This is a genomic window from Paracoccus sp. SSJ, from assembly GCF_030234105.1.
Taxonomy (GTDB): domain Bacteria; phylum Pseudomonadota; class Alphaproteobacteria; order Rhodobacterales; family Rhodobacteraceae; genus Paracoccus; species Paracoccus denitrificans.
Genome location: NZ_JASSPE010000019.1, coordinates 68,783 through 80,109, shown reverse-complemented (window position 1 = coordinate 80,109; position 11,327 = coordinate 68,783). Strand labels below are relative to the sequence as shown.

The window sequence follows — 11,327 nt, the reverse complement described above, 5'->3', positions numbered from 1 at the left end:
GCAGGGCACGGCGCAGGACATCGTGCTGCGCCCGGCCGACGATTACGTGGCGAATTTCGTGCAGCATGTCGACCGCGGCAAGGTGCTGAAGGTCGGCGCGGTCATGCTGGCCCAGCACGGCTTCGACGCCCTGCCCGAGGCCAGCATCGCCACTGACGCCAGCATCGCCGAGGCCCTGCAACAGATGGCCGCCAACCGCCTCCAGGCCCTGCGCGTCCAGGACCCCCAGGGCCAGACCCTCGGCGTCATCCCGTTCCAGGATGCCATCAACGCATATACAGGGAGCAAGGGGGAGGGGGCCCCATGAAGATCGGCATCATCGGCGCAACCGGCTGGCTGGGATCGGCGCTTGGCGCGGGGCTCTTGTCGCGCCAGATCGTCCGGCCGGGCGATCTGGTGCTGCTGAACCGCAGCGGGCCGCGGCCCGACTATCACGGCCATGCCGATGTGACCTGGGCGCGGGACGTGGCGGATCTCGTGGCGCAAAGCGACGTGATCGTGGTCTCGGTGCGGCCCGAGGACTGGCCGGAGCTGGCGCTGCGGACCGAGGGGCGGCTGGTCCTATCCTTCATGGCCGGGATGGATGCCCGCGAACTGGCCCGCTGCGGCGGGCGGATCGTGCGGGTCATGCCGAATGCCGCCGCCGAGATCGGCGGGTCATATTCGCCCTTCTGGGTCGCCGAGGGCGTGACGGATGCCGACCGCGACACGGTGCGGCGCCTGCTCTCGGCCATCGGCACCACCGACGAATTGGAAACCGAGGCGCAGATCGACCTGATGACCGCCCTGCCCGGCTCGGGCGCCGCCTATCCGGCGCTGATGGCCGTGGCGATGGCCGGGTTCATGCGCGCGCAAGGCGTTTCCGAACCCATCGCCTGGCGTGCGGCCGAGGCGGCCGTCATCGGCGGCGCACGGCTGCTGGAAGGCCGCATCACCGAGGCGCCCGCCATGGTCGCCGCCTATCGCGACTATCGCGGCACCACCGCGGCGGGACTGGACGCCGCCGAGGCGGCAGGCTTCAGCCGCGCCGTCGTGGCCGCACTGGAAGCCGCGGCCGACAAGGCGCGACGCATGGCGAAGGGTCCGGCGTGACCCGCCCGCCGCTTACCAGCCTCGACGGGACGGATTACGACGTGATCGTCATCGGCGCCGGCGCGGTGGGTTGCGCCAGCGCGCGGCAATTGGCCGGGCGCGGCTTTCGCACCCTGCTGGTGGATCGCGGCGACATCGGCGCCGGCACCTCGTCGCGCTCCAGCCGCATGCTCTATTCCGGGCTCGGCTATCTCGCCGCGCGCTATCCGCTGTGGCAGATGCCCTTTCGGCCCGCCGACATGCTGCGCCGCCTGCTCTACACCCGCGACGTGATGCGCTGCCGGGCCGAACTGGTGCGCGACATGCCCGGCCACCTGACGAAACACCGCTTTCACTATCCGTTCCGCAAGGGCGACCGCTATCCGCCCTGGCTGGTCGATCTCGGCTTCCGGCTGGTCGAGGCGCTGGACGGCTGGCGGGTGCCCTTGTCCTATCGCCGGCTCTCGCCTGCGAAAGCCGCCGCCGAAAGCGCCATGGCGGCGGCCCTAGGCAGACCCCTGCGCGGCGTCGGGGTCTTCGATGAATACATGTATGCCTGGCCCGAACGCATCTGCGTCGATACCGCGCTGGATGCCGAGCGGCGCGGCGCCACCATCCGCACCTATGCCGAAGTGACCGCGATCACGCGCGAGGGCGAGGGCTGGCTGGTCGCGCTGGACGAACGCGCGCCCGGGATGCAGGGCCGGGCGCAGGTCCGCACCCGCATGGTGGTGAATGCCGCCGGCCCCTGGATCGACCGGGTGCCGGGCGGCGGCTCGGGCAAGCGCCGGGTGATCGGCATCAAGGGCGTCAACGTCATGCTGCGCCTGCCCGAGACATTCCGCGGCCAGGGGCTGGAGGCCTTTTCCCGCAAGGGCGAGCCCTATTACGTCTTTCCCTGGCGCGATTTCCACTTCATCGGCCCGACCGAGACCGAGGTCACCGCCAATCCCGACGACATCCGCGTCGAGGACGCCGAGATCGACTATATCCTGGGCGAGGCCAACCACCTGTTCCCCGACCTGCGCCTGACGCGGGCGGATGTGCTGCATTGCTGGTGCGGCGTGCGGCCGACCTCGACCCGCGACGGCCGGACCACCAGCCTGCCGGTCGAGGTGGCCGAGGATCCCGCAGTGCCCGGCCTGCTGGCCGTCACCGGCTCGACCATCATGCTGCACCGCCACGCGGCGCGGAAGGTGGCACGGGCGGTCGAAAACCGTCTGGGAAGGCAGGGACCGGAACCCACGGGCGCCATTCCGGCGCCTGAAACCCATCACGACGGCATCGGCCAGATGGCGGCCCGGGAACATGTGGTGCGCCTTGCCGACCTCATCCGCCGTCGCTTGCCGGATGGACTGGAGCCCGACCTGGGCCGGGGTCGGGCCGAGGCGCTGTCGCGCATCGCCGCCGCCAGCCTCGGTTGGTCCGAGGCCCGCCGACAGGACGAGTTGCGGCATTTCGAGGAAGATACGGACCGGGTCTATCGCCAGATCTGACGCGACTCAGCCCTCCGCCAGCCAATCCGCGAACAGCCGGGCTTTCACCGAGGCGCGGGGGTGGATGGTCAGGTAGAAGCCGGCCGGAGAAGGGATGCTTTCCGGCACCAGCTGGACCAGCCGGCCCTGTTCCAGCAGGTTTCCGAGCAGCCCGTCCCAGCCCAGCACCGCGCCGACATCGTCCTCGGCCACCTGCAGGGCGATCATGTGATTGTTCACATGCAGGCTGCGCCCCCTTGGCACGGAAAGGCCCAGGGCGGCGAACCATTCCGTCCAGCCGGTCCAGTCGTTCTCCTCGCTGCGCATGTGGATCAGCGGGGCAGACATCAGGTCGGCGGCGCTGCGAATGCCGTGTTCTTGGCGAAAGCGCTCCGTTCCCAGGGCAAGGATCCGGTCATGGAACAGCGGCCGCCATTCCTCGCCATTGTCCTGGGGAATGGCATAGCGGATGCTCAGGTCGTGCCGGCCGCCCGAGCCCGGCACGTCGCTGATGATCTGCGAAACGGTGATGCCCGGATGAATCTTCCAGAACGCCCCGATCTTGGGGGTCAGCCACAGCGCGCTGACCGCGGTCGAGGCGCGGATCGTGACATCGACCGTCTCGGGGCTTTCGCGCAGTTGCACGACACAATCCGAGATGGTCTCGAAACCGCGCTGCAGGGCGACCAGCAGGAAGGCGCCCTTCTCGGTCAGTTCCACCCCGCGATGCCGGCGGATGAACAGCGCGCAGCCCAGATCCTGCTCCAGCGCCTTGATCTGGTGGCTGATCGCGGCGGGGGTGACGTTAGTCTCCTTTGCGGCTTCCTTGAAGCTCATCTTGCGGGCCGCGGCCTCGAAACACATCAGGGCGGTGATCGAGGCAAGGTCGTAGGGTCTGCGCAACCAATTCGCTCCCGATGGCTTTCAGGTTAGACCAGCTAAGCCAAGGTGAATTTTTATGCCGTTGTCAAGATGCCGCATGCAGCCGATTGTCGCAGGCAGGATTCACCCTCGCCCCATGGAAGCCGAACATGTCCGCCACCAACACGAATCTGCATGACCTGCTCGCCCGCCGAATTCCCGGACACGCGCTGGAACAGCCCTTCTATACCTCGCCCGAGATCTATCAGCAGGATCTGGAGCACATCTTCTACCGCGAATGGCTCTATGCCATCCCGGCCTGCCAACTGGTCAAGCCCGGCAGCTACGCGACCCTGCGGATCGGCGCCTATAACATCGTCATCGTCAAGGGCCGCGACGGGGAAATCCGCGCCTTCCACAACTCCTGCCGGCATCGCGGCTCGATCGTCTGCAAGGCGCGCGAGGGCCAGGTGGCCAAGCTGGTCTGCCCCTATCACCAATGGACCTACGACCTGGATGGCAAGCTTATCTGGGCCAACAGCATGGGCCCCGATTTCGACCCGACGCAGCACGGGCTGCGCAGCGTGGCGCTGCGCAACCTCAAGGGGCTGATCTATATCTGCCTGGCCGACACGCCGCCGGATTTCGAGGCTTTCGCCCGCGCCGCCGAGCCCTATCTGGGCGTGCACGACCTTCAGGACGCCAAGGTCGCCTACAGCTCCTCGATCATCGAGAAGGGCAACTGGAAGCTGGTCTGGGAAAACAACCGCGAATGCTATCATTGCAGCGGCAACCACCCGGCGCTGTGCCGCTCCTTCCCGCTGGACCCCGAAGTGGCTGGCGTGTCGGCCGACGGCTCGATCTCGCAGCGCATCCAGGATCACTTCGATGCCTGTGCCGCAGCCGGCGCCCCGGCGCAATTCCTGCTGGGCGGCGACGGCCAGTTCCGGCTGGCGCGCATGCCGCTGCAGGAAACCGCCGTCAGCTATACGATGGACGGCAAGGCGGCGGTGGCACGCCAGCTGGGTCGCGTGGCCAAGCCTGACGCCGGCTCGCTGCTGGTGTTCCACTATCCCTCGACCTGGAACCATTTCCTGCCCGACCATTCGCTGACCTTCCGCGTCACCCCGATCAGCCCGACCGAGACCGAGGTGACGACGACCTGGCTGGTGCACAAGAACGCGGTCGAGGGCGTGGATTACGACCTTCAGCGCCTGACCGAAGTCTGGATCGCCACCAATGACGAGGATCGCGAGATCGTCGAGACCAACCAGGAGGGCATCTTCTCGCCGGCCTATATCCCCGGCCCCTATTCGCCCGACTGGGAAAGCGGCGTGATCCAGTTCATCGACTGGTATGCCGCATGGATGGAACGCAGCCTCGCCCCCAGCCGCATGGCGGCCGAGTGACCATGAACGCGCCGACGAAACCGACGCTGGCCTTCTGGACCGACGCCGAAGAGCTGGAATGCGTATCGTTCCTGCGCGAGGCGCCGGATGTGATGACCTTCTGCTTTCGCAGCTCATCCGGCGCGCTGTTCAGCTTCGAGCCGGGGCAGTTCCTGACCCTGGAACTGCCCCTGCCCGGGGGGCCGCTGCACCGGACCTATACCATCTCGTCCTCGCCCTCGCGGCCGACCTCGCTGACGGTGACGGTCAAGGCGCAGAAGGCATCCATCGGCACGCGCTGGATGTTCGACCACCTGCGGCCCGGGATGCGGATCCGCGCCCGCGGCCCCGCCGGCAAGTTCTCGATGATGCAGGATCCGGCCGAGAAATACCTGTTCATCTCGGCCGGCTCGGGCATCACGCCGATGGTGTCGATGACCACCTTCCTTTACGATTCCGGGCGCGATCCCGACATTGTCTTCGTCAACTGCGCCCGCCGCCCCTCCGAGATCATCTTCCGCGAGCGGCTGGAGCATATGGCGACGCGCGTCGCCGGAATCGACCTGAAATGGATCGTCGAGGAACCCGACCCCTATCGGCCCTGGACCGGCTATCGCGGTATGTTCAACCAGCTGATGCTGGGCCTGATCGCGCCCGACTATCTGGAACGCGACGTCTATTGCTGCGGCCCCGAGCCCTTCATGCAGGCGGTGCGCGACATCCTGCACGGACTGGGCTACGATATGGCCCGCTATCACCAGGAAAGCTTCGGCGGCCCGCCGGCCGAGGCCGAGACGGTGCCCGAGGACGTGGTGCCGCAAGAGGACGCGCTGGCCGAGGTCCGCTTTTCCGCCTCGGGCAAGACCGCGCGGGCGGCCGAGACCGAGACCATCCTGGCCACGGCGCGGGCGGCGGGCATCCCGATCCCCTCGGGCTGCGGCATGGGCATCTGCGGCACCTGCCAGGTCCTCAAGCTCTCGGGCCAGGTCCATATGGTCCACAATGGCGGCATCACCGACGAGGATGTCGAGGCGGGCTATATCCTGGCCTGCTGCTCGCGGCCCATCGGCGACGTCACCATCGACCTGTGACGATCCCTGGGGGCCATCGGTCCCCTGAAACGCATCGCTCAAGCAATATGACAGGGACAGGCCATGAAGATTGCCGAAATACACGTCTATGCCCATGACCTGCCGGTCAAGGACGGGCCCTATACCATCGCCAGCTCGACGGTCTGGTCCTTGCAGACCACGCTGGTCAAGATCGTCGCCGACAGCGGCTTGGCGGGCTGGGGCGAGACCTGCCCGGTCGGCCCGACCTATGCGCCCAGCCATGCGCTTGGCGCCCGCGCCGCCCTGGCCGAGATGGCGCCGGGCCTGATCGGCGCGAACCCGTTGCAGCCGCTGGTCCTGCGCCGCCGGATGGACGGGCTGCTTTGCGGGCACAATTACGCCAAGGCGGCCATCGACATCGCCGCCCATGACCTGATGGGCAAGCATTACGGGGTGCGGGTGGCGGACCTTTTGGGCGGCGTCGCGGCCGAGCGCGTGCCCTCCTATTACGCGACCGGCATCGGCCAGCCGGACGAGATCGCCCGCATCGCCGCCGAAAAGGTCGCCGAGGGTTTCCCGCGCCTTCAGATCAAGATCGGCGGCCGGCCGGTGGAGATCGACATCGAGACCGTCCGCAAGGTCTGGGAGCGCATCCGCGGCACCGGCACGCGGCTGGCGGTGGACGGCAACCGCAGCCTGCCATCCCGCGACGCGCTGCGGCTGTCGCGCGAATGCCCGGATATTCCCTTCGTGCTGGAACAGCCCTGCAACACGTTGGAGGAAATCGTCGCGATCCGCGACCGGGTCCGGCACGGCATCTATCTGGACGAGAGCGGCGAGGATCTGTCCACGGTGATCCGCGCCGCCGGCCAAGGGCTTTGCGACGGGTTCGGCATGAAGCTGACGCGGATCGGCGGGCTGCAGCAGATGGCGGCGTTCCGCGACATCTGCGAGGCCCGCGCCCTGCCCCATAGCTGCGACGACGCCTGGGGCGGCGACATCATCGCCGCCGCCTGCACCCATATCGGCGCCACCGTCCAGCCCCGGCTGAACGAGGGCGTCTGGATCGCCCAGCCCTATATCGCGCGGCACTACGACGAAGAAAACGGCATCCGCATCGCCGGCGGCCATATCGACCTGCCCAAGGGCCCGGGCCTCGGCATCACCCCCGACGAGGGCGTCTTCGGTCCGCCGGTTGCGTCGTTTTCCTGAAGCGGTTTCACTTGAAGGAGGAGCAAGTCAAATGAGCAGCAACAGAGGCGTGGTCTATATCGGCCCCGGCAAGGTCGAGGTGCAGGACATCGCCGACCCGAAGCTCGAGGCGCCGGACAGGCGCAAGATCGCGCATGGCGTGATCCTGAAGGTCGTCTCGACCAATATCTGCGGCTCGGACCAGCACATGGTCCGCGGCCGCACCACCGCCGAGCCCGGCCTGATTCTGGGCCATGAGATCACCGGCGAGGTGATCGAGAAGGGCGTCGATGTCGAGATGCTGGAGATCGGCGACATCGTTTCCGTGCCCTTCAACGTCGCCTGCGGCCGCTGCCGCTGCTGCCGCGAGGGCGATACCGGGGTCTGCCTGACGGTGAACCCGTCGCGCGCCGGCGGTGCCTATGGCTATGTCGACATGGGCGGCTGGATCGGCGGCCAGGCGCGCTATGTCATGGTGCCCTATGCCGATTTCAACCTGCTGAAATTCCCCGACCGCGACCGGGCCATGGCGAAGATCCGCGACCTGACCATGCTGTCCGACATCCTGCCCACCGGCTTTCACGGCGCCTGGAAGGCGGGCGTGGGCGTCGGCTCGGTGGTCTATGTCGCGGGCGCCGGTCCGGTGGGCCTCGCGGCGGCCGCCTCGGCCCGTATCCTCGGCGCGGCGGTGGTCATGGTCGGCGATTTCAACAAGGAGCGGCTGGAACACGCCCGCAAGGTCGGCTTCGAGCCGGTGGACTTGTCGAAAGGCGACGACCTGCCCGAGATGATCGCCCAGATCACCGGCACGCCCGAGGTCGATGCCGCCATCGACGCGGTGGGTTTCGAGGCGCGTGGCCATTCCGGCGGCGAGCAGCCGGCCATCGTGCTGAACCAGATGATGGAAATCACCCGCGCCGCCGGCCAGATCGGCATCCCCGGGCTTTATGTGACCGAGGATCCGGGCGCGGTCGACGACGCAGCCAGGCATGGCAGCCTGTCGATGCGCTTCGGCCTGGGCTGGGCCAAGGCGCAGAGCTTCCACACCGGCCAGACCCCGGTGCTGAAATACAACCGCCAGCTGATGCAGGCGATCCTGCACGACCGCCTGCCCATCGCCGATATCGTGAACGCCACGGTCATCCCGCTGGATCAGGCGGTGGCGGGCTATGAAAGCTTCGACCGGGGCGTGGCGAAGAAATTCGTCCTCGACCCGCATGGCATGCTGGCGGCCTGAGCCGACAGGTCCGCAACGCGGGAAGGCCGGCCAGAATCCTTGGCCGGCCTTTCGTTTCGATAAAGCCGAAATCTCATGGCCCGGCGGCTGATGGGAAGCGGATGGACCGCTCACCAGCGACGAATGGCTGCTTCCCGGCCCCGCTCCTACCCCGCCATGACGCGCGCGATCCAGGACGCGATCATCAGGTCGAGATGCGCGCCGCCGCCGTTCTTGAAGACGGTAATCTCGTCCTCCGATTGCCGCCGGCGGGCATCGGGGCGCACCAGGTCGTAGAGATCGCCCAGCACGCTGTCTTCCATGATAACGCCCGAGGCGATGGGGATCATCAACTCGCCGATATGGCCCAGCGTGGTCGCGCGGCTGTCGACGAACAGCGCGGCTTTCGACATCAGCGCATCGTCGGCCTCGCGCATGTCGGCCTTGAAGGCGCCGATCAGGTCGACATGGGTGCCGGGCCGCACCCAGGCGCCCAGGATCACCGGCTGCCGCGCCATGGTGGCCGACGTCACGATGTCGGCCTGCCCCACCGCCGCCTGCAGGTCGGGCACCGCCACCAGCTCGGCTTTGACGCCGGACAGGCCGGCGACCAGCGCCTGCGCCTGTTCCGGTCGGCGCGCCCAGACCGAGACGCGCTCGATCCCCGGCAGCACCGCCGTATAGGCCCTGACCAGGCTGGCCGCGACGGTCCCCGCGCCGACGACCAGCAGGTGCCGGCTGTCCGGGCGCGCCAGCAGGCTGGCACCCAGGACGGAATCGGCGGCGGTCTTGAATTCGGTGACCAGCGGGCTGTCCACGATGGCTTGCAACGTGCCGGTTTCGCCATCGAAGACCAGCATCGCCCCCTGGACCGTGGGCAGCCCCCGCGCCGCATTGCCGTCGAAGACGGTGAAGGTCTTGGCGCCATAGCCCAGCCCCTCGATCCAGGCCGAGCGGCTCATCATCGTGCCGGTGGGCGGGCCAAGGAACACGTCCCTGATCTGGGCCTGCGGCAGGGTGTGGCCCTGGCGCAGCGCCTCGACAGCATCGCGCCAGCTTAGCCGGCCTGTCGCGTCCCCGTAGGACAGGAATTGCGGAGTGGAGCTTTTGCGCGCCATGGAATTGCGATCCCCCTTACAGATCCATCGGCCAGGTATCCGACAGGCGGTAACCATTCTGGAACGGATCATCGGGATCCACCATCAGCTGTTTGGTGCCGATGACCCAGGCCCGCCCGGAAATGATCGGGCGGATGGCCCGCTTGCCGTTCAGCTCGACCTCATCGGCAATCGAGCAATGGAACTCGGTGTCGATGATCGAACGGCCGACGAAGCGGTCCCCGGGTTTCATCCGTCCGCGCGCATGCAGCACCGCCATCCGCGCCGAGCAGCCCGTCCCGGTCGGAGAGCGGTCGATCTTGCCCGGCCGGATCGCCACGGCATTCCTGCCGTAAAGCACCCCTTCCCTTTCGCTCAGGGGGTCGGTGAACTGGCAAAACGAGATGTGGTTCCAGTCGTTCGCCGGATGCCGAAAGCCCAGCTGTTCATTGGCGGCGCGGGTGATCCGCACCCCCATTTCTGCCAGGTCGCGCGCCTGATCGGGGGCGATGCGCATCCCGACCGAGGCCGCATCGACCAGCACGAAACTGTCGCCGCCATAGGCGGTGTCGACGGTGATCGTGCCCAGCCCCTCGACCTCGATCCGCGCGTCCAGCCTGTCGGCAAAGGAGGGCACGTTGCGGACCCGGATGCGCTCGGCCTTGCCGCCCCGGCATTCGGCCTCGACCTCGATCAGCCCGCCCGGCGGCTCCAGCACCATGCGGGTGATCGGCTCCTGCATGGGAATGATGCCGGTATCCAGCAGCACCGTCGCCACGCAGATCGCGTTCGAGCCGGACATGGGCGGCGTGTCGGCCGGCTCCATGATGATCCAGCCCATCTGGGCGCGCGGGTCCTTGGGCGGCACCAGCAGGTTGACATGGCGGAACACGCCGCCGCGTGGCTCGTTCAACACGAAATTGCGCAGGGTCTCGTCCTTGGCGATCCACCGCGATTGCTCCCAGACCGTCTCGCCCGGCGGCGGGGCGACGCCGCCGACGATGACGTCGCCGACTTCGCCTTCGGCATGGCAGGACACGACATGCACGACCCTGGATGTGCGCATTTTTCCTCGCTCGGGGATGGAAACCCAGCAATCATATTTCGTATACAATATTAGCGCTCAATTTGCCCGGTCTGCCCGACCCTGTCAAGCGGCCTCGGCGCGGCCCGCCCGCATCGCCCTCGCCAACCTGCAATCTGCTGTCCCTTGCGGCAATATATCGGCTACCATATCTTGCCGATTGCAACGGCACTGACGCCGGCTTGGGGAGAACGGGATGCCATTCAATGAAGCAGAGGTCCCCAACCTTGGGCAGGCCCCGACCGCCTCGGACATCATCCTGAAATTCATCCGCGATTCCATCGCCGACGGGTCGCTGGACGAGGGCGAGCCGATCCGCCAGGACGATGTCGCGCGGATGTTCAACGTCAGCAAGATCCCGGTCCGCGAGGCGCTGAAGCGGCTGGAGGCCGAGGGGCTGGTCGAGTTCCAGCGCAACAAGGGCGCCATCGTCACCTCGGTATCCGAGCCCGAGATCGCCCAGATCTTCGAGACCCGCGCCATCCTGGAATCGAACGCGATCAGGCTGTCGGTGCCGCATATGACGCCCGAGACCTTCACGGATGCCGAGGCGTTCTGCGACGCCTTCGCCAGGGAAACGGACGTGGCGCAATGGTCGGCGCTGAACTGGCAGTTCCACAGCCGGTTGTATCTGGATGCGCAAAGGCCGTTCCTGGTCCGCACGATCCGCTCGGTCAACGACCGGCTGGAGCGCTACCTGCGCATCCAGCTTGCCCTCTCGCACGGCCAGGGCACCGCGGATCGCGAACATCGCGAGATCCTCGCCGCCTGCCGCGCGGGCGATGCGGAAAAGGCGGGCAAGCTCGTCTACGACCATATCATGGGGGCCTGCTCATCGCTGCTGCACCACCTGCCGGCAGGCAAGGACGGCCGCTGACGCCTCAACTGTTTC

Annotated in this window: 11 protein-coding genes; 8 read left to right on the top strand and 3 right to left on the bottom strand. The window is 67.4% G+C overall.

Translation table 11 applies throughout. The features are described 5' to 3' along the window. The 3 genes from QPR87_RS18650 to QPR87_RS18640 form a co-directional block, all read left to right on the top strand. Positions 1–307, top strand: a 307-nt coding sequence (locus QPR87_RS18650) for a CBS domain-containing protein (RefSeq protein WP_502921623.1), incomplete at its 5' end; no start/stop codon positions are given. After that, entirely contained in the window at positions 304–1,092 is a 789-nt protein-coding gene (locus QPR87_RS18645; RefSeq protein WP_285050759.1) for a pyrroline-5-carboxylate reductase family protein, read from the top strand. The genes QPR87_RS18650 and QPR87_RS18645, both read left to right, overlap by 4 nt. After that, entirely contained in the window at positions 1,089–2,567 is a 1,479-nt protein-coding gene (locus QPR87_RS18640; protein ID WP_285050758.1) for an FAD-dependent oxidoreductase, read from the top strand. The genes QPR87_RS18645 and QPR87_RS18640 overlap by 4 nt, the downstream gene beginning before the upstream one ends. A 6-nt stretch (positions 2,568–2,573) precedes the next feature. Here the strand turns inward: QPR87_RS18640 and QPR87_RS18635 are convergent, their stop codons facing one another. Next, positions 2,574–3,449, bottom strand: coding sequence for a LysR family transcriptional regulator (locus tag QPR87_RS18635; RefSeq protein WP_011747515.1), 876 nt, complete (start codon positions 3,447–3,449; stop codon positions 2,574–2,576). Between the two features lie 128 nt (positions 3,450–3,577). On the opposite strand from QPR87_RS18635, the gene QPR87_RS18630 reads away from it, so the two are divergent. The 4 genes from QPR87_RS18630 (at position 3,578) to fdhA (ending at position 8,275) form a co-directional block, all read left to right on the top strand. Further along, complete coding sequence (locus QPR87_RS18630) at positions 3,578–4,816, top strand: aromatic ring-hydroxylating oxygenase subunit alpha (protein ID WP_285050756.1); 1,239 nt, start codon at positions 3,578–3,580, stop codon at positions 4,814–4,816. A gap of 2 nt (positions 4,817–4,818) precedes the next feature. Continuing rightward, complete coding sequence (locus QPR87_RS18625; protein WP_285050765.1) at positions 4,819–5,886, top strand: FAD-binding oxidoreductase; 1,068 nt, start codon at positions 4,819–4,821, stop codon at positions 5,884–5,886. Positions 5,887–5,949: 63 nt separating this feature from the next. After that, a complete protein-coding gene (gene hpbD, locus QPR87_RS18620) occupies positions 5,950–7,059 on the top strand; it encodes a 4-hydroxyproline betaine 2-epimerase (RefSeq protein ID WP_285050755.1) in 1,110 nt (369 codons plus the stop codon). A gap of 31 nt (positions 7,060–7,090) precedes the next feature. Then, on the top strand, positions 7,091–8,275 hold the full coding sequence (gene fdhA / locus QPR87_RS18615; RefSeq protein WP_285050754.1) for a formaldehyde dehydrogenase, glutathione-independent: 1,185 nt from the start codon (positions 7,091–7,093) through the stop codon (positions 8,273–8,275). A gap of 146 nt (positions 8,276–8,421) precedes the next feature. Here the strand turns inward: fdhA and QPR87_RS18610 are convergent, their stop codons facing one another. Both QPR87_RS18610 and QPR87_RS18605 read right to left on the bottom strand, forming a co-directional pair. Next, entirely contained in the window at positions 8,422–9,372 is a 951-nt protein-coding gene (locus tag QPR87_RS18610) for an ornithine cyclodeaminase family protein (protein WP_285050753.1), read from the bottom strand. Between the two features lie 16 nt (positions 9,373–9,388). Further along, positions 9,389–10,417 (bottom strand): trans-3-hydroxy-L-proline dehydratase, encoded by a 1,029-nt coding sequence (locus QPR87_RS18605; protein ID WP_285050752.1) that lies wholly within the window; start codon positions 10,415–10,417, stop codon positions 9,389–9,391. Between the two features lie 214 nt (positions 10,418–10,631). Between QPR87_RS18605 and QPR87_RS18600 the strand changes: the two genes are divergently transcribed. Continuing rightward, complete coding sequence (locus QPR87_RS18600) at positions 10,632–11,312, top strand: GntR family transcriptional regulator (RefSeq protein WP_285050751.1); 681 nt, start codon at positions 10,632–10,634, stop codon at positions 11,310–11,312. The last annotated feature ends 15 nt before the right edge of the window (positions 11,313–11,327 follow it).

What these genes read in the sequence shown, in the direction of transcription:
- QPR87_RS18610 (WP_285050753.1), bottom strand. Translation starts at nt 9,372, where the DNA reads ATGGCGCGCAAAAGCTCCACTCCGCAATTCCTGTCCTACGGGGACGCG.
- QPR87_RS18605 (WP_285050752.1), bottom strand. Translation starts at nt 10,417, where the DNA reads ATGCGCACATCCAGGGTCGTGCATGTCGTGTCCTGCCATGCCGAAGGC.
- QPR87_RS18645 (WP_285050759.1), top strand. Translation starts at nt 304, where the DNA reads ATGAAGATCGGCATCATCGGCGCAACCGGCTGGCTGGGATCGGCGCTT.
- fdhA (WP_285050754.1), top strand. Translation starts at nt 7,091, where the DNA reads ATGAGCAGCAACAGAGGCGTGGTCTATATCGGCCCCGGCAAGGTCGAG.
- QPR87_RS18600 (WP_285050751.1), top strand. Translation starts at nt 10,632, where the DNA reads ATGCCATTCAATGAAGCAGAGGTCCCCAACCTTGGGCAGGCCCCGACC.
- QPR87_RS18630 (WP_285050756.1), top strand. Translation starts at nt 3,578, where the DNA reads ATGTCCGCCACCAACACGAATCTGCATGACCTGCTCGCCCGCCGAATT.
- hpbD (WP_285050755.1), top strand. Translation starts at nt 5,950, where the DNA reads ATGAAGATTGCCGAAATACACGTCTATGCCCATGACCTGCCGGTCAAG.
- QPR87_RS18625 (WP_285050765.1), top strand. Translation starts at nt 4,819, where the DNA reads ATGAACGCGCCGACGAAACCGACGCTGGCCTTCTGGACCGACGCCGAA.